Source organism: Streptomyces sp. NPDC016677 (assembly GCF_055562815.1).
This window is the reverse complement of the sequence record NZ_JBVHEO010000009.1, coordinates 70,545-97,018: the sequence shown is the minus strand read 5'-3', so window position 1 is coordinate 97,018 and position 26,474 is coordinate 70,545. Positions and strand designations below refer to the sequence as shown.

The following is a 26,474-nucleotide window of genomic DNA, read 5'->3' as shown; positions in this document are numbered from 1 at the left end:
GGCAAGCGTGTTGCTCGTAGCTCCCCTGGTGTGGGGCGACTAGGTTCCTCACCGGTCCGTATCCGACAGTTCGACATCCGAGGTGACGTAGGCGTGGCTCTTCCGCCCCTTACCCCTGAACAGCGCGCAGCCGCGCTCGAAAAGGCCGCCGCGGCTCGCCGGGAGCGGGCCGAGGTCAAGAATCGACTCAAGCACTCCGGCGCCTCCCTCCACGAGGTCATCAAGCAGGGCCAGGAGAACGACGTCATCGGCAAGATGAAGGTCTCCGCCCTCCTCGAGTCCCTGCCGGGCGTGGGCAAGGTCCGCGCCAAGCAGATCATGGAGCGACTGGGCATCTCCGAGAGCCGTCGCGTGCGTGGCCTCGGCTCCAACCAGATCGCCTCCCTGGAGCGCGAGTTCGGCAGCACCGGCAGCTGAGTCCGGACCACCCCGGTATTGCTGGAATAATCGCCGCATGGCTGCAACACCCCGGGGGACGACCCCCGTACCCCCGGAATCACGTCCGCGGCTGACCGTGCTCTCCGGCCCCTCGGGGGTCGGCAAGAGCACGGTCGTCGCTCATATGCGCAAGGAACACCCCGAGGTCTGGCTCTCGGTGTCGGCGACGACCCGTCGGCCGCGCCCCGGCGAGCGGCACGGAGTCCACTACTTCTTCGTCACCGACGAGGAGATGGACAAGCTGATCGCCAACGGCGAGCTGCTGGAGTGGGCCGAGTTCGCGGGCAACCGCTACGGCACGCCGCGCGCGGCCGTGCTGGAGCGGCTGGAGGCCGGGGAACCGGTCCTGCTGGAGATCGATCTCCAGGGCGCCCGGCAGGTGCGCGAGTCCATGCCGGAGGCCCAGCTGGTGTTCCTCGCCCCGCCCTCCTGGGAGGAGCTGGTGCGCCGGCTCACCGGCCGGGGCACGGAGCCGCCCGAGGTGATCGAACGCCGTCTCGCGGCGGCCAGGATCGAGCTGGCGGCCGAGCCGGAGTTCGACAACACCCTGGTCAACACCTCCGTCGAGGACGTGGCGCGCGAGCTGCTAGCCTTGACGAACGTCGTGTGACCGTTACCGGTCACTGAGACTCGATCTCTGCGACTGAATCTTTCCCATCCATCGGAAGGTAGAGCGTGTCCTCTTCCATCTCCGCGCCCGAGGGCATCATCAACCCGCCGATCGACGAGCTCCTCGAGGCCACGGACTCGAAGTACAGCCTCGTGATCTACGCGGCCAAGCGGGCCCGCCAGATCAACGCGTACTACTCGCAGCTCGGCGAGGGCCTCCTCGAGTACGTCGGTCCCCTCGTCGACACGCACGTCCACGAGAAGCCGCTCTCGATCGCGCTGCGCGAGATCAACGCGGGGCTGCTGACGTCCGAGGCCGTCGAGGGCCCGGCGCAGTAACAGCGGCCTGGCGCAGCGACAGCAGGCAGTAGTATTTTCAGCTTCACGCTGACTTATCCACAGGCCCGGCAGCACGGCTGCCGGGCCTGTGGTGTGTGATGGGGGCGTACGTTCCTCAAGGTCGGGAGAGACGGTGGACAAGCCCAAGGTCGTGCTCGGGGTCAGCGGCGGCATCGCCGCGTACAAGGCCTGTGAGCTGCTGCGCAGGTTCACGGAGTCGGGGCACGACGTCCGGGTCGTCCCCACCGCCTCCGCGCTGCACTTCGTCGGCGCGGCCACCTGGTCCGCCCTGTCCGGCCACCCGGTCTCCACCGAGGTGTGGGACGACGTCCACGAGGTGCCGCACGTCCGCATCGGCCAGCACGCCGACCTCGTCGTGGTCGCCCCGGCCACCGCGGACCTGCTCGCCAAGGCCGCCCACGGCCTCGCCGACGACCTCCTCACCAACACGCTGCTCACCGCCCGCTGCCCCGTCGTCTTCGCCCCCGCCATGCACACCGAGATGTGGGAGCACCCGGCCACCCAGGAGAACGTGGCGACGCTGCGCCGCCGCGGCGCCGTCGTCATCGAACCCGCCGTCGGCCGCCTCACCGGCGTCGACACCGGCAAGGGCCGGTTCCCCGACCCGGCCGAGATCTTCGAGGCGTGCCGCCGCGTACTCGCCCGGGGCGTGCGCGCGCCGGACCTCACCGGCCGGCACGTCGTCGTCAGCGCCGGCGGCACCCGCGAGCCCCTCGACCCGGTCCGCTTCCTCGGCAACCGCTCCTCCGGCAAGCAGGGCTACGCCCTCGCGTGCACCGCCGCCGCCCGGGGCGCCCGGGTGACCCTGGTCGCGGCCAACGCCTCGCTGCCCGACCCGGCCGGCGTGGACGTGGTCCCCGTCGGAACGGCCGTGGAACTGCGCGAGGCGGTGCTGGCCGCCCTGCCGGACGCCGACGCGGTGGTGATGGCGGCGGCGGTCGCGGACTTCCGCCCCGCGTCCTACGCGACCGGGAAGATCAAGAAGCGGGACGGTCAGGAGCCCGAGCCCCTCACCCTGGTGCGCAACCCGGACATCCTCGCGGAGATCTCCGCCGGCCGCGCCCGCCCCGGACAGGTGATCGTCGGGTTCGCGGCCGAGACGGACGACGTCCTGGCCAACGGGCGCGCCAAGCTGAAGCGCAAGGGGTGCGACCTGCTGGTGGTGAACGAGGTGGGGGAGCGCAAGACGTTCGGCGCCGAGGAGAACGAGGCCGTGGTGCTCGGCTCCGACGGCACCGAGACCCCCGTACCGCACGGGCCGAAGGAGGCCCTGGCCGACACCGTGTGGGACCTGGTGGCCGGGCGGCTGGCATGACCGTCCCGTCCGCCTCTCGCCCCACTCGCTCCCCGTACATTCGTCCGTGGCGGCCCTGGCCAAGGCCGCAGCTCATTGGGCACAATGCGGGTGCCGCAGGTCACAGCCTTCTTGAGAGTCGAGACGGGTGGGCCCGCGACCGAGTGCGACCGATAAACTGTTCACGGACGTCGCCGGGTGCAGCTCCCCGTGCCGTCCGACCATGATCAGCCAGCAGCCGCTGCAACCCCAGGGAGCGTTGTGTCCCGTCGCCTGTTCACCTCGGAGTCCGTGACCGAGGGCCACCCCGACAAGATCGCTGACCAGATCAGCGACACCATTCTCGACGCGCTCCTGCGCGAGGACCCGACCTCCCGGGTCGCCGTCGAAACCCTGATCACCACCGGCCTGGTGCACGTGGCCGGCGAGGTCACCACCAAGGCCTACGCCGACATCGCCACCCTGGTCCGCGGGAAGATCCTGGAGATCGGCTACGACTCCTCCAAGAAGGGCTTCGACGGAGCCTCCTGCGGCGTCTCGGTGTCGATCGGGGCCCAGTCGCCCGACATCGCGCAGGGCGTCGACACCGCTTACGAGAACCGCGTCGAGGGCGACGAGGACGAGCTGGACCGGCAGGGCGCCGGCGACCAGGGCCTGATGTTCGGCTACGCCTCCGACGAGACGCCGACCCTGATGCCGCTGCCGATCTTCCTGGCCCACCGGCTGTCCAAGCGCCTCTCCGACGTCCGCAAGAACGGCACGATCCCCTACCTGCGCCCCGACGGCAAGACGCAGGTCACCATCGAGTACGACGGCGACAAGGCCGTCCGTCTCGACACGGTCGTGGTCTCCTCGCAGCACGCCTCCGACATCGACCTGGAGTCGCTGCTCGCCCCCGACATCCGCGAGTTCGTCGTGGAGCCGGAGCTGAAGGCGCTGCTCGACGACGGCATCAAGCTCGACACCGAGAACTACCGCCTGCTGGTGAACCCCACCGGTCGCTTCGAGATCGGCGGCCCGATGGGCGACGCCGGCCTGACCGGCCGCAAGATCATCATCGACACCTACGGCGGCATGGCCCGCCACGGCGGCGGCGCCTTCTCCGGCAAGGACCCGTCCAAGGTCGACCGCTCCGCCGCGTACGCGATGCGCTGGGTCGCCAAGAACGTCGTCGCCGCGGGCCTCGCCTCCCGCTGCGAGGTCCAGGTCGCCTACGCCATCGGCAAGGCCGAGCCGGTCGGCCTGTTCGTGGAGACCTTCGGCACCGCCAAGGTCGACCACGAGAAGATCGAGAAGGCGATCGACGAGGTCTTCGACCTCCGCCCGGCCGCCATCATCCGCGACCTCGACCTGCTCCGCCCGATCTACTCGCAGACCGCGGCGTACGGCCACTTCGGCCGTGAGCTGGACGACTTCACATGGGAGCGCACGGACCGCGTCGAGGCGCTGCGCAAGGCCACGGGGCTGTAGGCCCACGGCGGTCTCATCCGTCTCGCACGAGGCCCGGCGACCCTTTCGGGGCGCCGGGCCTCGCTGTGTCCCGGACTGCTGCCGGACTGTTCGGGAGCGGTGACCGGCGACCGGTGACCGGCCGCCGTCGGCTGTCAGTGGGCTTTGGTAAGAATGCAGGTGTGAGCAGCGAGAACGAGCGGACGGGCGGCGGCGCGCAGGGTGCGCCGCCCGAGCAGCTCGCGCTCATCCGGGAGAGCGTGCGCAAGGCCGCCGTGCCCCGGGCCAAGCCGCGGACCTGGCGCGGGGCGGCGCTCGCCCCCGAGCTGCCGGTCGCGCGGGTGCTGGTCGACAAGGGCGTGCTCCACCTGGACCGGTACTTCGACTACGCCGTGCCCGAGGAACTGGACGCCGACGCGCAGCCCGGGGTGCGGGTGCGGGTGCGGTTCGGGGCCGGGCGGGGCCGGGTCAGGGACGGGCGGCGCGAGGGCGGCGGACTCATCGACGGCTTCCTCGTCGAGCGGCGGGCCGACTCCGACTACTCCGGGCCGCTGGCCGCGCTGGCGCAGGTCGTCTCGCCCGAGCCGGTGCTCGGGGAGGAACTGCTCGGGCTCGCGCGGGCCGTCGCCGACCGGTACGCGGGCAGCCTCGCCGATGTGCTCCAGCTGGCCGTACCGCCGCGCAACGCGCGGGCCGAGCGGCGGGCCTCGCCCGACCCGCTGCCCCCGCCGCCCGCGCCGGCGGCCGGCTCCTGGGAGCGATACGCGCACGGACCCGCCTTCCTGGCGGCACTGGCCTCGGGCGGCACACCGCGCGCCGTGTGGAACGCGCTGCCGGGACCCGGGTGGGCCGAGGAACTGGCCCGTGCGGTCGCGGCGGCCCTGGCCTCCGGGCGGGGAGCGCTCGTCGTCCTGCCGGACGGGCGGGCGGTCGCCCGGCTCGACGCCGCGCTGACCGGCGTACTGGGGGAAGGACGGCACGCGGTCCTCACCGCCGACGCCGGGTCCGAGAAGCGGTACGGGCAGTGGCTGGCGGTACGGAGGGGTTCCGTACGGGCCGTGATCGGGACCCGCGCGGCCATGTTCGCCCCGGTCCGGGATCTGGGACTGGTCGCCCTGTGGGACGACGGCGACGACAGCCACAGCGAGCAGCACGCCCCGCAGCCGCACGCGCGTGAGGTGCTGCTGCTGCGGGCGGCCCAGCACGGGTGCGCCTTCCTGCTGGGCGGCTGGAGCTGCACCGTGGAGGCCGCCCAGCTCGTGGAGAGCGGCTGGGCGAGGCCGCTGGTCGCCGGCCGTGAACACCTGCGGGCCGCCGCTCCGCTGGTGCGGACCGTCGGGGACCAGGACCTGGCCCGGGACGAGGCCGCCCGGGCCGCCCGGCTGCCGACCCTCGCCTGGCAGGCCGTCCGGGACGGGCTGCGGCACGGGCCGGTACTGGTGCAGGTGCCCCGGCGCGGTTACGTACCGCGGATGGCGTGTGCCGTCTGCCGGGCGCCGGCGCGGTGCCGGCACTGTTCCGGGCCGCTGGAGGGGCAGGAGGGCGGGGCGGCGTCGCGCTGCGGGTGGTGCGGACGGGAGGAGGCCGGGTGGCACTGCCCGGAGTGCGGGTCGTTCCGGCTGCGCGCCCAGGTGGTGGGGGCGCGACGCACCGCCGAGGAACTGGGGCGGGCCTTTCCCGCCGTACCGGTGCGCACCTCCGGGCGCGAGCATGTGCTGGACACGGTGCCGGGGGCGCCCGCGCTCGTCGTCAGCACGCCGGGCGCCGAGCCCGTCGCCGAGGGCGGGTACGCGGCGGCGCTGCTGCTCGACGGCTGGGCCATGCTCGGCCGGCCCGATCTGCGGGCCGGTGAGGACGCGCTGCGGCGCTGGATCGCGGCGGCCGCACTGGTCCGGCCGCAGTCGGCGGGCGGCACCGTGGTCGTCGTCGCCGAGCCGACGCTCCGACCGGTGCAGGCGCTGGTGCGGTGGGACCCCGTCGGCCACGCCGTGCGGGAGTTGGGGGAGCGGGCCGAACTGGGCTTTCCGCCGGTGTCGCGGATGGCCGCCGTCTCCGGACCGGCCGAGGCGGTGGCGGAGTTCTTGGGCGCGGTGGAACTGCCGGGCGAGGCCGAGGTGCTGGGCCCCGTTCCGCTGCCGGTCACCGCCGTGGGCCGGGCGCGGCGGCCGGGGGCACCGCCGCCCGGGGAGCAGTGGGAGCGGGCCCTGGTGCGGGTGCCGCCCGGGCGCGGGGCGGCGCTGACCTCGGCGCTGAAGGCCGCGCAGGCCGCCCGGACGGCGCGTGGGGGTGGCAACGGCGCGACGCGGGTATGGGTGCGGGTCGATCCGCCCGACATCGGGTGAGGGGGGAGGAGGCGTCGCGGCCCCAAGGGGAACGGACTGGGGGGAGATGAACAGGGGGAGACAAACACCGCTGCCCTCCCGGAAGGAGGCGGGAGGGCAGAGAGCGGGGGAGGTGCGCCGGTCAGCCGTTGCGCGGGCCGGGGAAGGCGGTGGGCCTGGGGTCCTCGCGCAGCACGGGGCTGCCCGCCGTCGGCTGGGTCGGCATGGAGCGGGCGGCGGGGACCGTGGGGACGGGGGAGATGCCCGCGCCCACGTTCACCGTGCGGGAGCCCGGGGCCTCCGGGGTGTGCTCGGGCTGCGCCGGGGTGGGCTGGGCGGTGGCGCGGCGCGCGCCGTACCGGCGGTGCACCGCCTGTTTGGTGACCCCGAGGGCGGAGCCCACCGCGTCCCACGAGAAGCCGAGCGAGCGGTCGAAGTCCACGGCGGCCGTGACCAGGGTCTCGACGCTGTCCCGCAGCTCCTGGGCGAGACGGACCGTCGGCGCGGGGGCGCGCCCGTAGACGACGAAGCCCGTGGAGGGGCCGGAGCGGCGCGGGCGGTAGACGTTGCCCAGCTGGGCGGTGAGCGTGCGCAGCGCGTCCACCTGCCGGCGGACCCGCTCGATGTCCCGCACCAGCAGGTGCAGGCTGGCCCGAGCCTGGGCGTCGTGGGTTGCGTGGTCGGCCATGAACAAGCCTCTCGAACCGGCGTTGAGGGGAATCGGGCCGCGCGGGCGACCCGTGTGGTCAACTCTTTCTTGACCAACGCGGGATCGCTCCGCGGGTCACGGGGTGGGGCGTGGGGGGTTGTTGTGTGCGCCCCCTTCGCCTTCGGTCTACGAGGGCTTCTCCCGACCGCGCACCACTGTTTCCAGTCGGTCAAGAGGTGAGCGTCGCTGGTGGGGCCGGGCGCCGTCGGCGGCCCGCGGTGGTCCGCCTCGTAGACTGGTGCGCTGCTTGCCGACCGTTCCCGCCCGAGAGGCCCGTCCCACTCATGAAGCTGGTCTTCGCCGGTACCCCCGAGGTCGCCGTCCCCGCCCTGGACGCCCTGATCGCCTCCGAGCGGCACCAGGTGGCCGCCGTCGTCACGCGGCCCGACGCGCCGGCCGGGCGCGGGCGCCGGCTGGTCGCCTCGCCCGTGGCCGAACGGGCCGAGGAGGCCGGGATCGAGGTGCTCAAGCCCGCCAAGCCGCGCGACCCCGAGTTCCTGGAGCGGCTGCGGGAGATCGGGCCCGACTGCTGTCCCGTCGTCGCCTACGGCGCCCTGCTGCCCCGGGTCGCGCTCGACGTCCCGGTCCACGGCTGGGTCAACCTGCACTTCTCGCTGCTGCCCGCCTGGCGGGGCGCCGCCCCGGTACAGCATGCCGTCATGGCCGGCGACGAGATCACCGGCGCCTCCACCTTCCTCATCGAGGAGGGCCTCGACTCCGGGCCGGTCTACGGCACGCTCACCGAGACCGTCCGGCCCACCGACACCAGCGGCGACCTGCTGACCCGGCTCGCCCTCGCGGGCGCCGGCCTGCTCGCCGCGACCATGGACGGCATCGAGGACGGCACCCTGAAGGCCGTACCGCAGCCCGCGGAGGGGGTCAGCCTGGCTCCGAAGATCACCGTCGAGGACGCCCGGGTCGACTGGACCGCCCCGGCGCTGCGCGTGGACCGGGTGGTACGCGGCTGCACCCCGGCACCCGGTGCCTGGACCACCTTCCGCGGCGAGCGGCTCAAGCTGGTGCAGGCGGTGCCCGCGCCCGACCGGACGGATCTCCCCCCCGGGCAGCTCGGCGCCGGCAAGAACAACGTGTACGTCGGCACCGGCTCGTACGCCGTGGAGCTGCTGTGGGTGCAGGCGCAGGGCAAGAAGCCGATGCGGGCGGCGGACTGGGCGCGCGGGGTGCGGATCGCCGACGGGGAGCGGCTGGGCGGCTGAGCCGACCTCGGGAGGGGGCCGTGCCCGGACCGACGTAGGCTGACGGAAGCACCTCTTCCCACACCCGGAGCACCTTTTCGTGAGCGATCAGCCTCGTCGTCCCCGCAAGCCCGGCAAGCCCTACCGGCGGCCCCAGAAGGACCCCGTCCGCATCCTCGCCTTCGAGGCGCTGCGCGCCGTGGACGAGCGGGACGCCTACGCCAACCTGGTGCTGCCGCCGCTGCTGCGCAAAGCGCGGGAGAACGGCGACTTCGACGCGCGGGACGCGGCGCTCGCCACCGAGCTGGTGTACGGGACGCTGCGGCGGCAGGGGACGTACGACGCGATCATCGCCGAGTGCGTCGACCGGCCGCTGCGCGAGGTCGATCCGCCGGTGCTGGACGTGCTGAGCCTGGGAGCGCACCAACTGCTGGGGACGCGGATCCCCAGTCACGCGGCCGTGTCCGCCTCCGTGGAGCTGGCGCGGGTCGTGCTCGGGGACGGGCGGGCGAAGTTCGTCAACGCCGTGCTGCGGAAGGTCGCGCGGGACGATCTTCAGGGGTGGATCGCCAAGGTCGCGCCGCCCTACGACGACGATCCCGAGGACCACCTCGCCGTCGTGCACTCGCACCCGCGGTGGGTCGTCTCCGCGCTGTGGGACTCGCTCGGCGGCCCCCGGGCCGGCATCGAGGAACTGTTGGCCGCCGACAACGAGCGGCCCGAGGTGACGCTGGTCGCCCGGCCCGGCCGGGCCACGACGGAGGAACTGCTCGGCGAGGAGGCGGCCGTGGCGGGGCGCTGGTCGCCGTATGCCGTGCGGCTGACCGAGGGCGGGGAGCCCGGGGCCGTCGAGGCGGTGCGGGAGGGCCGGGCCGGGGTGCAGGACGAGGGCAGCCAGCTCGTCGCGCTCGCCGTCGCGGGCGCGCCGCTCGACGGGCCCGACCGGCGCTGGCTGGACGGGTGCGCCGGCCCCGGCGGCAAGGCCGCGCTGCTCGCCGCGCTCGCCGCCGAGCGGGGTGCCTTCCTGCTGGCCTCGGAGAAGCAGCCGCACCGCGCCGGGCTGGTGGCCAGGGCGCTGGCCGGCAATCCGGGGCCGTACCAGGTGATCGCCGCCGACGGGACCCGGCCCGGGTGGCGGCCCGGCACCTTCGACCGGGTGCTCGTCGACGTCCCGTGCACCGGGCTGGGTGCCCTGCGCCGCCGGCCCGAGGCGCGCTGGCGGCGCAGGCCCGAGGACCTGGACGGGTTCGCGCCGCTCCAGCGCGGGCTGCTGCGCAACGCCCTGGACGCGGTGCGGGTCGGTGGGGTCGTCGGGTACGCGACCTGCTCACCGCATCTGGCGGAGACCCGGGCCGTCGTCGCCGACGTGCTCAAGCAGGTCCCCGGCGCCGAACTGATCGACGCCCGGCCGCTGCTGCCCGGGGTGCCGGAGCTGGGCGAGGGGCCGGACGTGCAGTTGTGGCCGCATCTGCACGGGACCGATGCCATGTATCTGGCGCTCATCCGCCGGACCGCGTGACGCCCGGGCGGACGGCGGGGCCGGCCTCGGTGTCCTCCCGGACATCTGCGTCGTGCGTCCGTCGTGCGTCCGTCGTGCGTCCGTCGCGCGTTTGCCGTACGTCGGTCGTACGGGCGGGGCTGGTCGCGTCGACCAGCCCCGGGACCGGCCCGAGGGCCTGACGGTGTGACGGCTTCGGCCGCCGAGGACCGTCCCGGAGGCCCCGCCGTCCCGGACACCGGCTGCTGCCTGATGCCCCGTGTCCCGTGTCCCGTGTATGGCGCCCGCCGCGCACGCGCAGAGCGCCGGGAGGGGGTCAGGTCCGTACCGGAGAGACCCGGCGGGGCCGGGCATGGCAGGCTTGGACCATGGCCGTGCAGATCAACCCCAGCATCTTGTCCGCCGACTTCTCCCGCCTCGCGGACGAGGCGAAGGCGGTGCAGGGAGCCGACTGGCTCCACGTCGACGTCATGGACAACCATTTCGTCCCCAACCTCACGCTCGGCGTGCCGGTCGTGGAGTCCCTGGCCCGCGCGACGGACACCCCGCTGGACTGCCACCTGATGATCGAGGCGCCCGACCGGTGGGCGCCCCAGTACGTCGAGGCGGGGGCCGGTTCCGTCACCTTCCACGCCGAGGCCGCCGCCGCCCCGGTGCGCCTCGCCCGCGAGATCCGGGCCAAGGGCGCCCGCGCCTCCATGGCGCTCAAGCCGGCGACGCCCGTCGAGCCGTACGAGGATCTGCTTCCCGAGCTGGACATGCTGCTGATCATGACGGTGGAGCCGGGGTTCGGGGGACAGGCGTTCCTCGACATCATGCTGCCGAAGATCCGGCGGACCCGCGAGCTGATCGCCAAGCACGGACTGGAGCTGTGGCTGCAGGTGGACGGCGGGGTCTCCGCCTCGACCATCGAGCGGTGCGCGGAGGCGGGCGCCGACGTCTTCGTCGCGGGCTCGGCCGTGTACGGTGCGTCGGACCCGGCCGAGGCGGTGCGTGCCCTGCGCGAGCAGGCGCAGTCGGCGACCGCCGCCGCGTCCTGGGCGTGCGCTCACTGAGAAACGCCGGAGAGCGACCAAGAGTGACGGCGGACGACGACCGGTGACCGCTGACGACGACTACTGAAGAACGAGAACGTGAACGGCTCCCGTCAGGGCTGATCGAGTGCGCCGTATCTGCGAGGATGAACGGCGAATCCAGAGTGTGAACAGCAGTGAGGAGAGCGCCGTGTCGGGTATGTCGGCGGGCCGCGCAGCCATGCGGATGGGACCCGCTGAGCTGGTCCAGGCGGCGGCCATGGCCCGCCGTTTCTACCTTGAGGGCAAGTCCAAGATCCAGATCGCGGAGGAGTTCGGCGTCAGCCGCTTCAAGGTGGCCCGGGTCCTGGAGACCGCCCTCGAACGGGACCTCGTACGCATCGAGATCCGGGTGCCGGCCGAGCTGGACGCCGAGCGCTCCGACGCGCTCCGCGCCCGCTACGGCCTGCGCAACGCGGTCGTCGTGGAGTCCCCGGCGGACGCCGAGGAGACCCCCGACCCCGAGAACCTGGGGGAGGTCGCCGCCGACCTGCTCGGCGAGCTGGTCGACGAGGGCGACGTACTGGGCCTGGCCTGGGGGCGTTCCACCATCCACATGGCGGCGGCGCTGGACCGGCTGCCGCCGTGCACGGTGGTGCAGCTGACCGGCGTGTACGACGCCGGGACCGCCGAGCGCGGCTCCGTGGAGGCCGTGCGCCGCGCCGCCCAGGTCTCCGGCGGCGACGCCCACCCCATCTACGCGCCGATGCTGCTGCCGGACGCGGCGACCGCCGAGGCGCTGCGCCACCAGACCGGCATCGCGCGGGCCTTCGAGTACTTCGACAAGGTCACCGTCGCCTGTGTCTCCATCGGCTCCTGGGAGCCCGGCATCTCCACGGTGCACGACATGCTCAGCGACGAGGAGCGCGGCCACTACGCCTCGCTCGGCGTCGCCGCCGAGATGTCCGCGCACCTCTTCGACGCCGAGGGGCGCCGGGTCGGCCGGGACCTGGGGGAGCGGTGCATCACGGTCAAGGCCGACCAGCTCCGCCGTATCCCCGAGGTGGTGGCGATCGCCGGCGGGCAGCGCAAGGCGGCGGCCATCGACGCGGTACTGCGCTCGGGCCTGGTCACCAGCCTGGTGACGGACACCTCCGCCGCGGACTACCTGATGGCGGCGGGCCCGGCACCCAAGGCCGCGCTCAACCGGGCTGACCCGGACGGCATGTGACGAAGCATCAGAGACCGAGGGAGTGCGCATGACGGAGGGCGGCGGCGGGGCGACGCGGGACCCGGCGGGCCGGATCGTGGTCACGCTGGACCTGGCCGGGGTCACCGACAAGGCGGGACTGATGGAGCGCTGCGCCCGGTCGCTCGGCCTGCCCGAGTGGTTCGGCCGCAACTGGGACGCCCTCGCCGACTCCCTGGCCGACCCCTCCGTCTGGCCCGGAGGCGCGGGGGAGCGGGGGCTGCTCCTCGTCGTGGAGAACTGGCGGGAGTACGCCGAGGCGCGGCCCGAGGAGTGGCAGATCGCCGAGGAGGTGTTCGCCGAGGCCACCGACCGCGGCCCCGGCCTCTTCGTCACCCTGGGGCCCGGAGGGCCTGCGGCTTCCTGAGGCCCGCGGCTTCCTGAGGCCCGCGGCTTCCTGAGGGCCTGTGGCTTCCTGAGGGCCTGTGGCTCCCGGAGGCTCCCCGGGTTTCGGAGGTTCCTCCCAACGGTCCTCCGGACAGCCTGGACGTTCTGCCCGGGGTGGGACGCGCGTTCGTCGTGGGACAATGAAGTACGTGCTCTTTCCCCCTGGCTGACCTGTCCGGGGGCCACCTCTGATCGACTGGGATGTGCAGCACGTGCGTTTCCTCAACGACATCCAGCCCTCGTACGACCTGACGTACGACGACGTCTTCATGGTGCCGAGCCGCTCGGCCGTCGGCTCGCGGCAGGGCGTGGACCTCCGCTCCCCGGACGGCACGGGCACCACCATCCCGCTGGTCGTCGCCAACATGACCGCCATCGCGGGGCGCCGCATGGCCGAGACGGTGGCCCGGCGCGGCGGCCTCGTCGTCATCCCGCAGGACATCCCGATCGAGGTCGTCACCGACGTCGTCACCTGGGTCAAGAGCCGGCACCACGTCCTGGACACCCCGATCGTGCTGGCCCCGCACCAGACGGTCGCCGACGCGCTCTCCCTGCTGCCCAAGCGGGCGCACAACGCCGGGGTCGTCGTCGACGAGGACGGCAGGCCGGTCGGCGTGGTCACCGACAGCGACCTGAGCGGGGTGGACCGCTTCACCCAGCTCGAAGAGGTCATGTCCAAGGACCTGCTGCTGCTGGACGCGGCCATGGACCCGCGCGAGGCGTTCAACACCCTCGACGCCGCCAACCGGCGCTTCGCCCCCGCCGTCGGCGCGGACGGCAGGCTGGCCGGCATCCTCACCCGCAAGGGCGCCCTGCGCGCCACGCTCTACACCCCGGCCCTCGACGCGGACGGCAAGCTGCGCGTCGCCGCCGCCGTCGGCATCAACGGCGACGTGGCGGGCAAGGCCCAGCAGCTCCTCGACGCGGGGGTGGACACCCTCGTCATCGACACCGCCCACGGCCACCAGGAGTCGATGATCAGCGCCGTCAAGCTGGTCCGCGACCTGGACCCGAAGGTGCCGATCGTCGCGGGCAACATCGTCTCCGCCGAGGGCGTGCGCGACCTGATCGAGGCCGGCGCGGACATCATCAAGGTCGGTGTCGGCCCCGGCGCCATGTGCACCACGCGCATGATGACCGGCGTCGGCCGCCCGCAGTTCTCCGCGGTCCTGGAGTGCGCCGCCGAGGCGAAGAAGTACGGCAAGCACGTGTGGGCCGACGGCGGTGTCCGGCACCCCCGCGACGTGGCGATGGCGCTCGCCGCCGGCGCGTCCAACGTGATGATCGGCTCCTGGTTCGCGGGCACCTACGAGTCCCCGGGCGACCTCCAGCACGACGCGGACGGCCGGGCCTACAAGGAGTCCTTCGGCATGGCCTCCGCCCGCGCGGTGCGCAACCGCACCTCGGAGGAGTCGGCGTACGACCGGGCCCGCAAGGGGCTGTTCGAGGAGGGCATCTCGACCTCCCGGATGTTCCTCGACCCCGCCCGCCCCGGAGTCGAGGACCTCATCGACTCGATCATCGCGGGCGTCCGCTCCTCGTGCACCTACGCCGGTGCCGGCTCCCTGGAGGAGTTCGCGGAGCGAGCCGTCGTCGGCGTCCAGAGCGCGGCCGGCTACGCCGAGGGCAAGCCGCTGCACGCCAGTTGGAGCTGAGCGGGCGGGTACGCGGTCCAGTGCTGAACGATCTCGACGAACGCATCGTGCGCGCCCTCGCCGAGGACGCCCGCCGCTCCTACGCGGACATCGGGCAGTCGGTCGGGCTGTCCGCGCCCGCCGTGAAGCGGCGCGTGGACCGGCTGCGCGCCACCGGCGCCATCACCGGGTTCACCGTCCGGGTCGATCCCGCCGCCCTCGGCTGGGAGACCGAGGGCTTCGTCGAGATTTACTGCCGCCGCAACACCTCGCCGGAGACCATCCGGCGAGGTCTGGAGCGCTACCAGGAGGTCGTCGCCGCGTCCACGGTCACCGGGGACGCGGACGCGGTCGCGCAGGTGTTCGCCTCCGACATGCGGCACTTCGAACGGGTGCTGGAACGGATCGCCGGTGAGCCCTTCGTGGAGCGCACCAAGTCGGTCCTGGTGCTGTCGCCGCTGCTGCGGCGCTACTCGTCGGGCTCACCGGCCTGAGCCGCCGTTCGGGGCGCCGTGGCGCAGCCTCGTCACGAGGGTGAGCGGGGCCGCCGTGAAGACGGACGACCAGGTGCCCACCGCCAGCCCGATGAGCAGGGCGAGGGCGAAGTCGGTGAGGGCGCCGTCGGCGAGGACGGCGAGGGCGGTGATGACGAGGGCCGCGCCCGTGCCGGTGTTGACGGTGCGGGGCAGGGTCTGCAGGATCGCCCGGTTCGTCAGCAGCGGCAGCGGGGTGGTGCGGTCGCGGGCGAGAAGTTCGCGGACGCGGTCGAAGAGGACGACGGAGTCGTTCACGGAGTAGCCGACGACCGTGAGCAGGGCGGCCAGGAAGACCCCGTCGACCGGTTTGCCGAGCCAGGCGAACACACCGGCCAGGATCAGCACGTCGTGGGCGAGCGCGCCGACGGCCGCGAGGGCGAACCGTCGGCGGAACCGGACCGTGAGATACAGCAGTTGGGCGCCGAGTGCGAGGCCGAGCGCGATCAGGGCGTTGCGGCGCAGTTCGTCGCCCAGGCTGGGACCGATCCGCTCGTCGCGGACCTTCTCCGCCGTGCCGCCGAGCCGCCCGACGGTCTCGGTGAGGGTGGCCTTCTCGGCGGCGCTCAGCTGCTCGGCGCGGACCGTGAGCCGACGGTCGCCTGAGGACTGGACGAGCGTACGGGGGAAGCCGGCGTCGGCGAGGGCGGTACGGGCCCGGTCGGGGTCGACGGGGGAGCCGGTGGAGTACTCGACGAGCCGGCCGCCGGTGAACTCGATGCCCAGGTCGAGGCCGCGGACCAGGATGCCCGAGGCGCTGAGCACCACAACGGCGGCGGAGGCGGCCAGCCAGCGGCGCGGATGCCGCATCAGCCGCGGGTCGCGGCGCAGCAGCCGGTCGCGGACCCAGCCGGTGCTCGCGATCCCGGTGATACGGGGGCGGCGGCGGACGGCGGGGCGGCCCACCGCGTACTCCGCGAGCACCCGGGTGATCAGCAGGGCGCTGATCATGGAGGCGAGCACGCCGATGCCGAGGGTGACGCCGAAGCCGCGCACCGGGCCGGAGGCGAAGAGGAACAGCAGGGCAGCGGCGATCAGCGTGGTGACGTTGGAGTCGGCGATGGCGCTCAGCGCCCCGCGGAACCCGGCCCTGAGCGCCGAGCGGGTACTCGGGCGTCCGGCGGCGGCGTGGGCTTCGCGGGCGCGTTCGAAGACCAGGACGTTGGCGTCCACGGCCATGCCGATGGCGAGGACGAACCCGGCGAGTCCGGGCAGGGTCAGGGTCGCGCCGAGCGCGGCCAGCGCGGCGTAGGAGATCAGGCCGTAGCAGGCCAGGGCCACGATCGCGAGCAGGCCCAGGAGCCGGTAGACGGCGATCACGAACAGCGCGGTCAGGGCGGTGCCGATGACGGCGGCCCGGGCCGCGGCGGTGAGGGCCTCGTCGCCGAGGGTGGCGCCGACGGTGCGCTGCTCGATCGTCTCCACCGGTACGGGGAGGGCGCCGCCGGAGATGAGCAGGGACAGTTCGCGGGCCTCGGCGTCGTCGAAGGAGCCGGTGATCTGGGTGGAGCCGCCCGGGATGCCGGTCCCGCAGGTCACGCCGGGGTCGACCTGGGGCGAGGAGATGACCGTGTCGTCGAGGACGATGGCGACCCGGCGTTCGGCGGCGCCCGCCGGGTGGCAGGCGGCCTCGGCGGTGAGGCGGGTCCAGCGGTCGCGGCCGGTGTCGGAGAAGTCGACGGTGACGTGCCAGCCGGCACCGCTCCGCTGGTCGAACCGGGCGTCGGCGCCCTTGACGTCCTCCCCGGTCAGAGCGGCGGCGGCGAGGCGCAGGGGGTGCCCGGACTCGTCGGGGAGGGTGCGTGGGGTCTCTGAGGCTCCTGAGGTGTCGGCTTCGCCGAGGACGGGATGGACGGTGAGCTGTGCGGTGCGGCCCAGTACGTCGGCGGCCTTCTCCGGGTCCTGTACGCCGGGCAGTTCGACGAGGATGCGGTTGTCGCCGGAGCGGACGAGGGTGGGTTCGGCGACGCCGAGCGCGTCGATCCGGCCGCGCAGCACCTCCAGGGTGCGGTCGGTGGCCTCGGGGCCGGCGTCGGTGGCGGGGGCGGGGCGGGTCTCCAGCACGATCTGGGTGCCGCCGCGCAGGTCGAGACCCAGGCGGACCGGTGCGGTCAGGGCGACGGCCAGGGATACGGCGATCACGGCCAGGGCGAGCAGTGCGCGGGTGCGGGTGTTTGTTTTTCGGCGTGATGCATTGTTCCGGCGTTTCAACGCGGGCCTCCGGCAGGCATGCCGTCGCGGTCGCGAGCGCGACCGCGACCGCGACGGAAGAAGGAAGGGTGTGGGGCGGTGAGGTGTCAGGTGCCGGAAGCGGTGGGAGGGGCCCTGCCACGGTCGTGGGCCGGGCGGCCGGGGGAGAGGGGAGGACACGCTGAGGGTGCCGGAACGTGCGGGCGCGCGGCGGCCGGGGCGACGGTGCCGTGGGGGCCGGCGGTGTGGTGGTCGGGCGGGGACGGGCGCTCGGCCGGGTGGGGGTGCCGGGTCCTGAGCTGGGGCACGCTGCCGGCGGCACAGGGGTCGTCGGCGCGGGGGGAGCTGTCGGCACGCTCGGCGTCGGGTGCGTCGGGTGCGTCGGGTGCGTCGGGTGCGTCGGGTGCGTCGGGCGTATCCGGTGTGTCTGGCGTATCCGGTGTGTCTGGCGTGTCCGATGTGTCGGGTGCGTCGGGTGCGTCGGGTGCGGCAGGTGCTTCAGGTGGGGCGGCGCTGTTCGGGGGCCGGCCAGGGCCGGTGTCCGTACGTTCGGCCGTCGCGGCCGGGCCGGGCAGCGCGCCGGTGCCCGGGGCGGCGTACGCGGGGGCCGCCGGTGTCACCAGGACGGCGAAGAGCGCGAGGAGCGCCGGGAGTACGAGGAGCGCGGGAAACGTCGCCGCGAGCCGGCGCGCGGCGGTCGGGACGGCGTCGGGCGTCGGGCGCACGCGCCGTCCCTTTCCGGGGTGGTCGGACACGGGATGCCGGGTGGGCGTCAGGGCTCGATGAGCCCGGCGCGGATGGCGTACCGGGTCAGCTCCAGGCGGTCGCGCAGGCCGAGCTTGTGCAGCAGATTGGCCCGGTGACGGTGCACCGTCTTGACGCTGATGAACAGGATCTCGGCGATGTCCTTCGAGGAGTGGCCCTCGGCGACCAGTTTGAGGACCTCCTCCTCGCGCGGGGTGAGGAGCTGGTCGGGGTTCTCCTCGCCGTGCCGGACCCGGTCCAGGTAGTTGCGGATCAGGGCGGTGACCGCCCCCGGGTAGAGGAACGGCTCGTTGCGCATCGCGGCCCGGCAGGCGGCTACCAGGTCGCGGTCGGCGACGGACTTCAGCACGTATCCGCAGGCACCGGCCTTCAGCGCCTGGAACAGATACTGCTCGTTGTCGTGCATGGTGAGCATCAGGATGCGCAGGCCAGGCTTGAGCGCGGCCAGTTCCCGGGTGGCCTGAAGGCCCGTCAGCCGGGGCATGGCGATGTCCAGGACGGCCAGGTCGACGTCCGTGCCCCGGGCCGCCTCGACGGCCTCGGCGCCGTCCCCGGCCTCGGCGACGACCCGTAGGTCCGCTTCCCGTTCCAGGATCAGGCGTACACCGCGGCGTACGAGGGCGTGGTCGTCGGCGAGCAGGATGCGGATCGGCGTCGCCGGGGCCGCGAACGGCGCCGGGGCCGGGGTGGGTTCAGGGGGCTGGGCCGGATCGGACATGGTCAGGACTTCCTGGGGACGGGGGTGATGAGACGGATCCGGGTGCCGGAACCGGGCGTGGAGGTCAGGTTCAGGGTGGCCCCGGCGAGCAGGGCCCGTTCGCGCATGCCGCGGATGCCGGCGCCCTCGCGGGCGGCCTCGATGCCGCGCCCGTCGTCGGCGATCTCCAGCACCACCGCCCGGCCGGCGCGGCGCAGGCCCACCTCGACGCGCCGCGCGTCGGCGTGCCGGGCCGCGTTGGTCAGGCTCTCCTGCGCCACCCGGTACAGCACCAGCTCGGTCTCCGGGTCGAGGGCGGGCAGGTCGGTGTCGAAGCGGCGTGCCACGTACAACCCGGTGTGGACGGCGAAGTCCTCCGTGAGCGAGGTCAGCGCGCTGACCAGCCCCAGGTCCTCCAGCACACCCGGGCGCAGGCGGCGTACCAGACGGCGGACCTCGTCCAGGCTGTCGCGGGTGATCTCCTGGGCCTGCCGCAGCTCCTCGCGCAACGGCCCGTCGGCGTCGTCCGCGGCACGCCCCAGCACCAGCAGGATCGCGGTCATGCTCTGCCCGACCTCGTCGTGCAGTTCCTGGGCGATACGGCGGCGCTCCGCCTCCTGGGCGAGCAGCACCCGCGCGCTGGAGGTGGCCCGCTCGTGCTCCAGGCGGTCGAGCATCGCGTTGAACGTGCGGATCAGCTCGGTCACCTCGCCCCCGCGACCACCACCGGGGCCGCCGCCCCCGCGACCACCACCAGGGCCGCCGCCCCCGCCGGGTACGGGCAGCCGCTGCCCGGGGCGGAGCAGATCCACGGTGGCCATCAGCTTCGTCAGCCGGCCCAGCGGGGCCAGTCCCCAGCGCAGCAGGGCGGCGTTGGCGACCAGCATGACGGCGAGACCGCCCACCAGGATGACCGCCTCGGTCAGCAGCACCGGCACCGAGACCGTCACCGGCGCCCACAGCAGCAGTGCCGTCGCGGTGCCCAGCACCAGGGCGTTGAGCCCGAAGATCCGCCAGAACAGCGACACCGGGAAGTACTCCTCGTTCCGTGCCGCCCCCAGGTGGGCGCCACAGCCTGCGATCACGATCGATTCCGGCTCACTCTGCCTTGCTTCCTGCGCGCGGTCGATGGGTCCTGACCCCCATATCCGAGGCCACGGGCACCCATCCGCCGGCGCCACATGGTTACCGCGCTCCGGGGCGAATGGGGACCGCGCCCGATGGGTTTCCTCCGCGTGGACGAGCAGAGTCGAGGAGGAGCAGAGCCGCAGGCGACCGGGCGGCCGCAGCCGTACCCGGCGCCCCTTGGAAAGGACCCTTCCCGTGCCTCCCGATACCTCCCGGACCGACCCCCGCGCCGGACGGCTGACCGCCGACGACGCGCGCCGACGCCTCGAACACGCCCGCACCAGCCGGGTGGCCCAGCTCCGGGCCCTCGACGAGAGCGGGCGCACCGCGGCGGACCACCTGCTCGCCACGCAGGCCGAGGCGATCGGCAAGGTCCTGAAGGAGATCGACGAGGCGTTCGCCCGTGTCGACGACGGTTCCTACGGCACCTGCCTGGGCTGCTCCAAGCCGGTTCCCGTGGAGCGTCTGGAGATCCTGCCCTACACCCGGTACTGCGTCGGCTGCCAGAGCCGTGCCGGCGCGTGAACCCGGTCCGTCTTCCTCTCCCGCTCCCGCCTCGCACGAAGGCGGGGAGGGACGAAGGGGTGAAGTGGTGAACCACCAGACCATCGGCGACGGTGCCGTGCACCTGTCGCCGGAGGACCTCGCCGCGCTGCGGCGGAACCTGTGCGAACAACTGGACCTGGCCCGGCGCCCCGCGGCGCCGGGCCAGGCCCCCGTCCCGCCCTCCGCCTCCGCCCGCATGGTCCTCGCCGACGTCCGGGCGGCGCTCCAGCGCATCGCCGAGGGCCGCTACGGCATCTGCCACCTGTGCCGGCGGCCCGTGGACCGGGACCGCCTGATGGTCGTGCCGCAGGCCCGCTACTGCGCGCGGTGCCAGCACGTACGGGAGCCCGGGCGATGACCGTCGCCCGCCGCCCCCGCACCGACCCCGGGGCCCGGCACCGGCCCTGGCCGCTGTGCCGGCGGTGCTGCGGCCTCGCCCTCGACCTGGGCAGCGTCCGCACCCGCGCCTGGATCTCCGGCCGCGGCGCGATCCTCGACGTGCCCACCGTCACCTTCCCCGGCGCCGGGGCCCACCACCCGGTCCAGCGCGGCGCGATCATCGACGTCCCCGGGACGGCCCGCATGCTCGACCGGCTGCTCGGCCACCGGCTGCCCCGGCTCACCCGTCCCCTGGTGGTGGTCACCACGCCCGTGCTGGACGGCCCCGTCTACCGGGAGCGCGCCCGCGCCGCCGTGCGGGTGCTGCGCCCGCGTGCGGTGCTGACCGTCCCCTCCGCCCGCGCCATCGCCCTGGCCGCGGAGGCCGACCTCGCCCGCCCGTTGCTCGTGGTGGACATCGGCGCCCACCTCACCGAGGTCGTCCTCCTCTCCGACGGTGCCGTCCTCGACGCCCGCCGCACCGCCCTGGGCACCGTCGACCTGGCCGACGCCGACGCGGACACGGACGCCTCGGCGGAGATCGGCGAGGCCGTCGCGACCATGGTCACCTCGATGCTCCGGCAGGACCGTACGTTCCTCACCGCCGACGCCCTGAGCCGCGGCGCCCTCCTGGCCGGCGGCGGCGCCCTGCGCCCCGACCTGACCCGTCGGCTCATCGACCGTCTGAGGGCACCCCTGCGGGTGGTCCCCGCGCCGCACACCGGCGCAGTCCGCGGCGCCGCCAGGATCCTGCGGGCCGCGCACGGCCACCCGTCGGCGGGCGGCACGCCACCCCCTGGCTTCGGCCCGCTTCCCGGCTGAGTCCGTGGTCCCGCCCCGCCCCCCCGCCGCCCCGCCGAGCCCCGGCCCCGCCCCCGCGACCGCCGCTGTCCGTGCTGGGGCGCCCGTGCCGGGAGCGCCCGTGCCAGGGGTGTCCGTACCGCGGGGCGGGCGACTACCCTCGTTGTCATGACCCGCCGACATTGATCCACCGGCCGCGCCTCCCGCGGACCGCCCAGGACGCCGCACCTCCGACGTCCGAAGCGGCTCCCCGGGAAGGCCCCATGACACCTCCAGCCGCGCCCGTGCCCGCCCCCGGCGGTGTGCGGCGCCTTTCGACCATCCTCTGCGCCTACGCGTTCTGCGACGACTTCGTCCTTCTGTACCCGGTGTACGCGCTGCTCTTCAGCGACGCCGGACTCTCCCTCGGGCAGATCTCCTCCCTCTTCGTCCTGTGGTCGGTCACCGGCGTGGCCCTGGAGGTGCCCTCCGGCGCCTGGGCGGACGCCGTCTCGCGGCGCCGGCTGCTGTGGCTCGGCCCGCTGCTCACGGCCGCCGGCTTCGCCCTGTGGGTGCTCGCGCCCGCGTACCCGGCCTTCGCGCTCGGCTTCGTGCTGTGGGGCGCCGGGGGAGCGCTCGGCTCCGGTGCCCTGGAGGCGCTGGCCCACGACGAACTGGAGCGGCTCGGCGCGGCCGACCGTTACGCCCGGGTCATGGGCCGGGTCCACGCGGTGGGCCCGGCGGCCACCGCCGCCTCGATGGCCCTCGCCGGGCCGGTCTTCGCCTGGGGCGGGTACCAGGCCGTCGGCGCGGCAAGCGTCCTCGCCTGTCTGCTGGCCTCGGCCACGGCGGCCCGGCTCCCCGAACACCACGAACCGTCCGCCCGGGACACGGACGCGGGCTGGACGGCGACCCTGCGCGCCGGGCTCGCCGGGGCCCGCGCCGACCGGTCCGTGCGCGGCGCGCTGCTGCTGGTCCCGGCCGTCACCGCGGTGTGGGGAGCGCTGGACGAGTACACGCCGCTGCTGGTCCGCGACACCGGCGTGGCCGAGGCGGCCGTCCCCTGGCTGCTGCTGGTCGTCTGGTCCGGCGCCACGGCCGGCGGCCTGCTGGCGGGCGTCGCTGAACGCCGCCTCGGCACCACCGGGCTCGCCACGCTGCTCACCGGCGCCGCCGGCGCGCTGGCCGTGGGCGCGCTGACCGGCGGCCCGGCCGGGACCGCCCTGATCGGCCTGGCCTTCGGCGGCTTGCAACTGGCCACCGTGCTCGCCGACGCCCGCCTCCAGCGCCGTATCGACGCGACCGGTCGGGCGACCCTGACCTCGGTCGCGGGGCTCGGCACGGAGCTGGGCACCGTCGCGGTGTACGGCGCCTACGCGGCCACCGCGTCGGCGGCCGGCAACGGCGGCGCCTTCGCCTGGGCGGCGGTGCCGTACCTGCTGACGGCGGCGGTGCTGGCGGCCACGGTCCGGCGGAAGCGACAGCCGTCCCGGGAAGGAGGCGCGCAACGAATCACCGTCGACCGCCCCTACGACGCAACGAACCGCCCACCCGCGCGCAACGCCCGCTCCTTGTCCCGGCGGGAGCGGCGACCGTAGCGTCTTCCTGGCTCCCGCCTCCCCCTCCGTCACCCCTCCGTCCCCGGTGAGGAACACCCATGCGCACCGCCCTGCTCCAGAGCTCCGGCCGCCCCGGCTCCGTCGCCGAGAACCTCAAGGTCCTCGACGAGGCCGCGGGCCGGGCAGCCGCCGCGGGCGCCGGGCTGCTGGTGGCGCCGGAGCTGTTCCTGACCGGGTACGCCATCGGCGACGACGTGGCCCGGCTCGCCGAGCCCGCCGACGGCGACGCGGCCGACGCGATCGCGGAGACGGCCACCCGGCACGGCCTCGCCGTCGCCTACGGCTACCCCGAACGGGACGGCGACCGCGTCTTCAACTCCGCCCAGCTGATCTCCGCCGACGGCACCCGGCTCGCCGGCTACCGCAAGACGCACCTCTTCGGCCGCCACGAGCGCGACCACTTCACCCCCGGCGACCGGCCCGTCGTCCAGGCCGAACTGGGCGGTCTGACCGTCGGCCTGATGATCTGCTACGACGTCGAGTTCCCGGAGAACGTCCGCGCCCACGCCCTGGCCGGCACCGACCTGCTCCTGGTGCCGACCGCGCAGATGCACCCCTTCCAGTTCGTCGCCGAGTCGGTGGTCCCGGTGCGCGCCTTCGAGAACCAGATGTACGTCGCGTACGTCAACCGGGTCGGAGCCGAGGGCGAGTTCGACTTCGTCGGTCTGTCCGTCCTCGCGGGCCCGGACGGCATCGCCCGGGCCCGCGCCGGCCGTGCCGAGGAACTGGTCCTCGCCGACGCGGACCCGGCCCTCCTCGCCGCCTCCCGCGCGGCCAACCCGTACCTGACCGACCGCCGCCCCGGCCTGTACGGCTCCCTCGCCTGACACCCGGGTACTCGGCACATCCGCGCAAGGAGTCCGCACCTCATGACGTCCACGGTGCCCAACGCCGTCGAGCACACCGACGGGCAGCAGCCGCCGATCACCATGTTCGGCCCGGACTTCCCGTACGCCTACGACGACTTCCTCGCCCACCCGGCCGGGCTCGGCCAGATACCCGCGACCGAGCACGGCACCGAGGTCGCCGTCATCGGCGGCGGGCTGTCCGGCGTCATCACGGCGTACGAGCTGATGAAGATGGGCCTCAAGCCGGTCGTGTACGAGGCCGACCGGATCGGCGGGCGCCTGCGCACCGTCGGCTTCGACGGCTGCGACCCGGAACTGAGGGCCGAGATGGGCGCCATGCGCTTCCCGCCCTCCTCCACCGCCCTGAACCACTACATCGACCTGGTGGGCCTGGAGACCCGGCCCTTCCCCAACCCGCTCGCCGAGACCACGCCCTCCACCGTCGTCGACCTCAAGGGCGAGACCCACTACGCCCAGACCCTCGCCGACCTGCCCCAGGTCTACCGGGACGTCGCCGACGCCTGGGCCCGCTGCCTCGAAGAGGGCGCCGACTTCTCCGCCATGAACCGCGCCCTGCGCGAGCGGGACGTGCCGCGCATCCGGGAGATCTGGTCACGGCTGGTCGAGAAGCTCGACAACCAGACCTTCTACGGCTTCCTCTGCGACTCCGAGGCGTTCCGGTCCTTCCGGCACCGTGAGATCTTCGGCCAGGTCGGCTTCGGCACCGGCGGCTGGGACACCGACTTCCCCAACTCCATCCTGGAGATCCTCCGCGTCGTCTACACCGAGGCCGACGACCACCACCGCGGCATCGTCGGCGGCTCGCAGCAACTGCCGCTGCGGCTGTGGGAGCGCGCGCCGGAGAAGATCGTCCACTGGCCGTACGGCACCTCGCTGCGGTCCCTGCACGCCGACGGCTCGCCCCGCCCCGCCGTGACCCGCCTCGACCGCACCGCGGGCGACCGCGTCACCGTCACCGACGCCGCCGGCGACATCCGCACCTACCGGGCGGCCGTCTTCACCGCCCAGTCCTGGATGCTGCTGTCGAAGATCGCCTGCGACGACGCGCTCTTCCCCATCGACCACTGGACCGCCATCGAGCGCACCCACTACATGGAGTCCAGCAAGCTGTTCGTGCCCGTCGACCGGCCGTTCTGGCTCGACAAGGACGAGGAGACCGGCCGGGACGTCATGTCGATGACGCTCACCGACCGCATGACGCGCGGCACGTACCTCCTCGACGACGGACCCGACAGGCCCGCCGTCATCTGCCTCTCGTACACCTGGTGCGACGACAGCCTGAAGTGGCTGCCGCTGTCCGCGCGGGAGCGGATGGAGGTCATGCTGAAATCGCTCGGCGAGATCTACCCGAAGGTCGACATCAGGAAGCACGTCATCGGCAACCCGGTGACCGTCTCCTGGGAGAACGAGCCCTGCTTCATGGGCGCCTTCAAGGCCAACCTGCCCGGCCACTACCGCTACCAGCGGCGCCTGTTCACGCACTTCATGCAGGACCGGCTCCCCGCCGACAAGCGGGGCGTCTTCCTCGCCGGCGACGACATCTCCTGGACGGCGGGGTGGGCCGAGGGCGCCGTCCAGACCGCGCTGAACGCGGTCTGGGGCGTCATGCGCCACTTCGGCGGGACGACCGACCCCGGCAACCCCGGGCCCGGTGACGTCTACGACGCCATCGCCCCCGTGGAGCTGCCGGAGGACTAGAACCCGTCGTCCGGATCAGGCCGCAGGGCCTCGGCGGCGACCTCTCATACCGGTGAGCGGGGCCTGGTGCGTGCAGCCGCAAGGCGGAGGAGGGAGCCGACGCGATGGGGTCCCCCCCCCCCGCGAGCGCAGCCGAGCGTGGGGGAGCCGAGGACCGACGACAACGCCGCAGATGCGCGTGCCAGGCCCCGCGTCCGCCGGCTGATCCGAACGACGGGCCCCAGGTCCCACCAGGACGGGGACGGTCGTCAGCCCGGCAGCGGGGTGAGCAGCATGCGGCCCGCGAAGCCGACCGCCTCGTCCAGCCGTTCGGTGATCTCCCCGGCCATGCCGGGCAGCCGGCGCATCGCCCACAGGGTGCGGGCGGCGACCCAGGCGCCGTCGCGGGCGCGCTCCAGGCACCAGGAGTTGAGCAGATGGGTCAGCGGGTCGGCGATCCGGAGGAGGTCGGGGCCCGGCATCAGTTCTTCGCGGACGCGCTCCTCCAGCGACACGAGGATCTCGCCCACCCGGTCGAACTCATCCTCCAGGTCCCCGGGTTCGCAGTCGAGCGTACGACAGGTGTCCAGGACGGCGAGCGCCAGGTCGTGCCCGATGTGCGCGTTGATGCCCGCGAGCGCGAACTGCGGCGGACGTACCTGGGGATGACGGCGGAACTGGAACAGGGGCCGCCAGCAGGCGGGCGGCCGGCGCCCGTCGTCCACCGCGTCGACGGCGCCGAGGTAACGCTCGGCGAACCGTACGTCCAGCGTGCTCGCGGTCCGGGCGTCCGGGAACCGGCCGGTGTCGATGTCCCTGTCGACGGCCTCGGTCACGGTCAGATAGACCCGGTTGAACACCGCCACCCCGTCCCGGGCCGGCAGCGTCGCGTCAAGAGCGCGCATCCGGGCGAGGACGGTGTCCATCGAGTCGATGGCCGCGGAGACGTGTCGACAGTGCGCCATGGGGGCAGAGTCGCAGCTTCAGGGGGACGGAAGGAACGGCGGGCCCGTCGCTTCCCCGGAACGGGGTAACGCGCCCGCCGCGTGGGGGAGGGGAACCGTATCGTGTCCGGCCTTCGTACCAGGCGGCTGGCCGCGCGCCGGGCCGCGCGCCGGCGTGCCGTCCGCCGTGG

24 protein-coding genes are annotated in these 26,474 nt (G+C 73.9%); 19 read left to right on the top strand and 5 right to left on the bottom strand.

Annotation, left to right across the window (positions count from 1 at the left end; translation table 11 throughout):
- Nucleotides 1-93: 93 nt before the first annotated feature.
- The 6 genes from ACZ3IG_RS23575 (at nucleotide 94) to ACZ3IG_RS23550 (ending at nucleotide 6,492) form a co-directional block, all read left to right on the top strand.
- Nucleotides 94-417: an integration host factor gene (locus ACZ3IG_RS23575; RefSeq protein WP_003977346.1), complete on the top strand. Its 324-nt coding sequence runs from the start codon at nucleotides 94-96 to the stop codon at nucleotides 415-417.
- 37 nt (nucleotides 418-454) lie between these two features.
- Nucleotides 455-1,048 (top strand): guanylate kinase, encoded by a 594-nt coding sequence (gene gmk, locus ACZ3IG_RS23570; protein WP_467434486.1) that lies wholly within the window; start codon nucleotides 455-457, stop codon nucleotides 1,046-1,048.
- Between the two features lie 65 nt (nucleotides 1,049-1,113).
- A complete protein-coding gene (gene rpoZ, locus ACZ3IG_RS23565; RefSeq protein ID WP_003988945.1) occupies nucleotides 1,114-1,386 on the top strand; it encodes a DNA-directed RNA polymerase subunit omega in 273 nt (90 codons plus the stop codon).
- A gap of 133 nt (nucleotides 1,387-1,519) precedes the next feature.
- Nucleotides 1,520-2,722 (top strand): bifunctional phosphopantothenoylcysteine decarboxylase/phosphopantothenate--cysteine ligase CoaBC, encoded by a 1,203-nt coding sequence (gene coaBC / locus ACZ3IG_RS23560; protein ID WP_467434485.1) that lies wholly within the window; start codon nucleotides 1,520-1,522, stop codon nucleotides 2,720-2,722.
- Between the two features lie 240 nt (nucleotides 2,723-2,962).
- Entirely contained in the window at nucleotides 2,963-4,171 is a 1,209-nt protein-coding gene (gene metK, locus ACZ3IG_RS23555; protein WP_437088682.1) for a methionine adenosyltransferase, read from the top strand.
- A gap of 161 nt (nucleotides 4,172-4,332) precedes the next feature.
- Nucleotides 4,333-6,492 carry a primosomal protein N' gene (locus tag ACZ3IG_RS23550; RefSeq protein WP_467434482.1) on the top strand — a complete coding sequence of 720 codons (2,160 nt, stop codon included), beginning with the start codon at nucleotides 4,333-4,335 and terminating at the stop codon, nucleotides 6,490-6,492.
- A 121-nt stretch (nucleotides 6,493-6,613) separates the two neighbouring features.
- On the opposite strand, the gene ACZ3IG_RS23545 is transcribed toward ACZ3IG_RS23550, so the two are convergent.
- Nucleotides 6,614-7,159 (bottom strand): hypothetical protein, encoded by a 546-nt coding sequence (locus ACZ3IG_RS23545; RefSeq protein ID WP_467434480.1) that lies wholly within the window; start codon nucleotides 7,157-7,159, stop codon nucleotides 6,614-6,616.
- 305 nt (nucleotides 7,160-7,464) lie between these two features.
- Here ACZ3IG_RS23545 and fmt point away from each other — a divergent pair, with 305 nt between their 5' ends.
- The 7 genes from fmt to ACZ3IG_RS23510 all read left to right on the top strand — a co-directional run bounded on the left by fmt (nucleotide 7,465) and on the right by ACZ3IG_RS23510 (nucleotide 14,651).
- Nucleotides 7,465-8,397: a methionyl-tRNA formyltransferase gene (gene fmt / locus ACZ3IG_RS23540; protein ID WP_467434478.1), complete on the top strand. Its 933-nt coding sequence runs from the start codon at nucleotides 7,465-7,467 to the stop codon at nucleotides 8,395-8,397.
- 79 nt (nucleotides 8,398-8,476) lie between these two features.
- Nucleotides 8,477-9,895 carry an RsmB/NOP family class I SAM-dependent RNA methyltransferase gene (locus ACZ3IG_RS23535; RefSeq protein ID WP_467434476.1) on the top strand — a complete coding sequence of 473 codons (1,419 nt, stop codon included), beginning with the start codon at nucleotides 8,477-8,479 and terminating at the stop codon, nucleotides 9,893-9,895.
- A 347-nt stretch (nucleotides 9,896-10,242) separates the two neighbouring features.
- A complete protein-coding gene (rpe, locus tag ACZ3IG_RS23530) occupies nucleotides 10,243-10,929 on the top strand; it encodes a ribulose-phosphate 3-epimerase (protein ID WP_467434474.1) in 687 nt (228 codons plus the stop codon).
- Between the two features lie 145 nt (nucleotides 10,930-11,074).
- The gene (locus ACZ3IG_RS23525; RefSeq protein WP_215167954.1) at nucleotides 11,075-12,118 is read left to right on the top strand and encodes a sugar-binding transcriptional regulator; all 1,044 of its coding nucleotides are present in this window, start codon (nucleotides 11,075-11,077) and stop codon (nucleotides 12,116-12,118) included.
- Nucleotides 12,119-12,146: 28 nt separating this feature from the next.
- Complete coding sequence (locus tag ACZ3IG_RS23520) at nucleotides 12,147-12,503, top strand: barstar family protein (RefSeq protein WP_467434472.1); 357 nt, start codon at nucleotides 12,147-12,149, stop codon at nucleotides 12,501-12,503.
- A gap of 232 nt (nucleotides 12,504-12,735) precedes the next feature.
- On the top strand, nucleotides 12,736-14,178 hold the full coding sequence (locus ACZ3IG_RS23515) for a GuaB1 family IMP dehydrogenase-related protein (RefSeq protein WP_467434661.1): 1,443 nt from the start codon (nucleotides 12,736-12,738) through the stop codon (nucleotides 14,176-14,178).
- A 20-nt stretch (nucleotides 14,179-14,198) separates the two neighbouring features.
- A complete protein-coding gene (locus ACZ3IG_RS23510; RefSeq protein ID WP_467434470.1) occupies nucleotides 14,199-14,651 on the top strand; it encodes an Lrp/AsnC family transcriptional regulator in 453 nt (150 codons plus the stop codon).
- Here the strand turns inward: ACZ3IG_RS23510 and secD are convergent.
- From secD to ACZ3IG_RS23495, 3 genes are all read right to left on the bottom strand, one after another.
- The gene (gene secD, locus ACZ3IG_RS23505; RefSeq protein ID WP_467434469.1) at nucleotides 14,640-16,901 is read right to left on the bottom strand and encodes a protein translocase subunit SecD; all 2,262 of its coding nucleotides are present in this window, start codon (nucleotides 16,899-16,901) and stop codon (nucleotides 14,640-14,642) included. The two genes, ACZ3IG_RS23510 and secD, sit on opposite strands and share 12 nt — an antisense overlap.
- A gap of 751 nt (nucleotides 16,902-17,652) precedes the next feature.
- Entirely contained in the window at nucleotides 17,653-18,363 is a 711-nt protein-coding gene (locus ACZ3IG_RS23500) for a response regulator (RefSeq protein WP_467434468.1), read from the bottom strand.
- A gap of 2 nt (nucleotides 18,364-18,365) precedes the next feature.
- A complete protein-coding gene (locus ACZ3IG_RS23495; protein WP_467434660.1) occupies nucleotides 18,366-19,370 on the bottom strand; it encodes a sensor histidine kinase in 1,005 nt (334 codons plus the stop codon).
- A gap of 295 nt (nucleotides 19,371-19,665) precedes the next feature.
- On the opposite strand from ACZ3IG_RS23495, the gene ACZ3IG_RS23490 reads away from it, so the two are divergent.
- The 6 genes from ACZ3IG_RS23490 to ACZ3IG_RS23465 all read left to right on the top strand — a co-directional run bounded on the left by ACZ3IG_RS23490 (nucleotide 19,666) and on the right by ACZ3IG_RS23465 (nucleotide 25,360).
- Nucleotides 19,666-19,995 (top strand): TraR/DksA family transcriptional regulator, encoded by a 330-nt coding sequence (locus ACZ3IG_RS23490; protein WP_467434466.1) that lies wholly within the window; start codon nucleotides 19,666-19,668, stop codon nucleotides 19,993-19,995.
- Nucleotides 19,996-20,059: 64 nt separating this feature from the next.
- Complete coding sequence (locus ACZ3IG_RS23485) at nucleotides 20,060-20,374, top strand: TraR/DksA family transcriptional regulator (RefSeq protein WP_467434465.1); 315 nt, start codon at nucleotides 20,060-20,062, stop codon at nucleotides 20,372-20,374.
- On the top strand, nucleotides 20,371-21,216 hold the full coding sequence (locus ACZ3IG_RS23480) for a rod shape-determining protein (protein ID WP_467434464.1): 846 nt from the start codon (nucleotides 20,371-20,373) through the stop codon (nucleotides 21,214-21,216). Before ACZ3IG_RS23485 ends, ACZ3IG_RS23480 begins: the two co-directional genes overlap by 4 nt.
- Nucleotides 21,217-21,458: 242 nt before the next feature.
- Entirely contained in the window at nucleotides 21,459-22,772 is a 1,314-nt protein-coding gene (locus ACZ3IG_RS23475) for an MFS transporter (protein ID WP_467434463.1), read from the top strand.
- Nucleotides 22,773-22,831: 59 nt separating this feature from the next.
- A complete protein-coding gene (locus tag ACZ3IG_RS23470; protein ID WP_467434462.1) occupies nucleotides 22,832-23,620 on the top strand; it encodes a carbon-nitrogen hydrolase family protein in 789 nt (262 codons plus the stop codon).
- Between the two features lie 42 nt (nucleotides 23,621-23,662).
- On the top strand, nucleotides 23,663-25,360 hold the full coding sequence (locus ACZ3IG_RS23465) for a flavin monoamine oxidase family protein (RefSeq protein ID WP_467434461.1): 1,698 nt from the start codon (nucleotides 23,663-23,665) through the stop codon (nucleotides 25,358-25,360).
- A 248-nt stretch (nucleotides 25,361-25,608) separates the two neighbouring features.
- Here ACZ3IG_RS23465 and ACZ3IG_RS23460 read toward each other — a convergent pair whose 3' ends face one another.
- The gene (locus ACZ3IG_RS23460; RefSeq protein WP_467434460.1) at nucleotides 25,609-26,304 is read right to left on the bottom strand and encodes a DUF5995 family protein; all 696 of its coding nucleotides are present in this window, start codon (nucleotides 26,302-26,304) and stop codon (nucleotides 25,609-25,611) included.
- Between the last annotated feature and the right edge of the window lie 170 nt (nucleotides 26,305-26,474).

Excerpts from the sequence above, each read along its gene's own strand:
- gmk (WP_467434486.1), top strand. The coding sequence starts at position 455 with ATGGCTGCAACACCCCGGGGGACGACCCCCGTACCCCCGGAATCACGT.
- ACZ3IG_RS23545 (WP_467434480.1), bottom strand. The coding sequence starts at position 7,159 with ATGGCCGACCACGCAACCCACGACGCCCAGGCTCGGGCCAGCCTGCAC.
- fmt (WP_467434478.1), top strand. The coding sequence starts at position 7,465 with ATGAAGCTGGTCTTCGCCGGTACCCCCGAGGTCGCCGTCCCCGCCCTG.
- rpe (WP_467434474.1), top strand. The coding sequence starts at position 10,243 with ATGGCCGTGCAGATCAACCCCAGCATCTTGTCCGCCGACTTCTCCCGC.
- ACZ3IG_RS23520 (WP_467434472.1), top strand. The coding sequence starts at position 12,147 with ATGACGGAGGGCGGCGGCGGGGCGACGCGGGACCCGGCGGGCCGGATC.
- ACZ3IG_RS23500 (WP_467434468.1), bottom strand. The coding sequence starts at position 18,363 with ATGTCCGATCCGGCCCAGCCCCCTGAACCCACCCCGGCCCCGGCGCCG.
- ACZ3IG_RS23480 (WP_467434464.1), top strand. The coding sequence starts at position 20,371 with ATGACCGTCGCCCGCCGCCCCCGCACCGACCCCGGGGCCCGGCACCGG.
- ACZ3IG_RS23475 (WP_467434463.1), top strand. The coding sequence starts at position 21,459 with ATGACACCTCCAGCCGCGCCCGTGCCCGCCCCCGGCGGTGTGCGGCGC.
- ACZ3IG_RS23470 (WP_467434462.1), top strand. The coding sequence starts at position 22,832 with ATGCGCACCGCCCTGCTCCAGAGCTCCGGCCGCCCCGGCTCCGTCGCC.
- ACZ3IG_RS23465 (WP_467434461.1), top strand. The coding sequence starts at position 23,663 with ATGACGTCCACGGTGCCCAACGCCGTCGAGCACACCGACGGGCAGCAG.
- ACZ3IG_RS23460 (WP_467434460.1), bottom strand. The coding sequence starts at position 26,304 with ATGGCGCACTGTCGACACGTCTCCGCGGCCATCGACTCGATGGACACC.